The sequence below is a fragment of the Nocardia sp. NPDC060220 genome, from assembly GCF_042727815.1.
Classification (GTDB): Bacteria; Actinomycetota; Actinomycetes; order Mycobacteriales; family Mycobacteriaceae; genus Nocardia.
Genome location: NZ_JBHWZY010001301.1, coordinates 1 through 1,291 on the forward strand (window position 1 = coordinate 1; position 1,291 = coordinate 1,291).

General features: G+C 67.7%; 2 protein-coding genes and 1 pseudogene. 2 read left to right on the forward strand and 1 reads right to left on the reverse strand.

The features are described 5' to 3' along the window. The coding region (locus ACFWF3_RS36225; RefSeq protein WP_379318685.1) for a carboxyl transferase domain-containing protein at nt 1–394 on the forward strand (394 nt) is incomplete at its 5' end. 136 nt (nt 395–530) lie between these two features. After that, complete coding sequence (locus ACFWF3_RS36230; RefSeq protein ID WP_379318687.1) at nt 531–995, forward strand: winged helix-turn-helix transcriptional regulator; 465 nt, start codon at nt 531–533, stop codon at nt 993–995. Nucleotides 996–1,071: 76 nt separating this feature from the next. Here ACFWF3_RS36230 and ACFWF3_RS36235 read toward each other — a convergent pair. Continuing rightward, nucleotides 1,072–1,291 (reverse strand): annotated as a pseudogene (locus ACFWF3_RS36235) (nitroreductase); the annotation flags it as partial.

Sequence of the window (1,291 nt, forward strand, 5' to 3'; positions counted from 1 at the left end):
GCTGCTGCACGCTTTCGCCGAAGCCCGCGTTCCGCGCGTCACCCTGGTGACCCGCAAGATCTACGGCGGCGCCTATATCGCGATGAACGCCCGCGCCCTCGGCGCCACCGCCGTCTACGCCTGGCCCGGCTCCGAAGTCGCCGTCATGGGCGCCAAGGCCGCCGTCGGCATCCTGCACAAGAAGGCACTCGCCGCCGCCCCTGAATCCGAGCGCGAAGCCCTCCACGAGCGCCTCACCGCCGAGCACGAGCAGCTCGCAGGCGGCGTCGAACGCGCCGTCGCCATCGGCGTCGTCGACGAGGTCATCGACCCCGCCAAGACCCGCAGCATCATCGCCGCGGCCCTCGCGGCGGCTCCGGCCCGCAAGAGTCACCACAAGAACATCCCCCTGTGATCTGAACTGACACAACAACTTCGGGCCCTGGGAGATCGATCCCGGGGCCCGACGTCGTGCTGGGTCAGGCAGTCGGTGCGGGGACGAACCCGGTCTACCGCGCCGCTGTCGTGCTCGTTCGGGGGATAATGGCAGGGTGCGCTATGAGGAACTCGCAGATGTCCCGTGCTCGATCACGCGGCCGCTGGTGATCTTCGGGGATCGCTGGACCTTGCTGATCCTGAAGTACAGCTTCGCCGGTGTGCGCCGTTTCAATGCGTTCCAGAGCGCGCTCGGTATTTCGCGAAGCCGGCTGCGTGACCGCCTCGATCGGCTGGTCGAACACGAGATCCTGGTGAAACGTCCGGCCGATGACGGCGTCTACGAGGAATACCGCCTCACCGAGAAAGGCCACGCCATCTATCCGATCCTGATGGCTGTCCGCGACTGGGGCGACACATACATGGCACCAGACGGACCACCGGTGGAATACCGGCACCGAGGGTGCGCCGGCGAAGCCCACACCCACCTGACCTGCGACACCTGCGCGGCCGACGTCACCGCCCGCGACATCGAGCCCGAAGCGGGCCCCGGAATGACCGCGCGCACGCTGGACAATTGATCACCACGCTCTGACACGAGCATCGGTCGAGAGCCGGCCGCCACCAGCGCGTGGTGATCTTGATCCGCGGGGTGGGTCAGGAGGTGTGCCAGGTGATCTGGTCCTCGAGGGGGGCTCGGGCGGTGCGGAAGGTGTTGATCGGGTGGGTGGTGTCGGGGTGGCCGAAGGAGATGCCGAAGACGACCTTGCGGGTGTCGGGGATGGCGAAGTAGTCGCGGATGAAGGGGGCGTAGGAGGCCAGGGTGGCGATGGTACAGGCAGCGGCTTCGGCGGCGCGGGAGCAGGGAACGGGAACC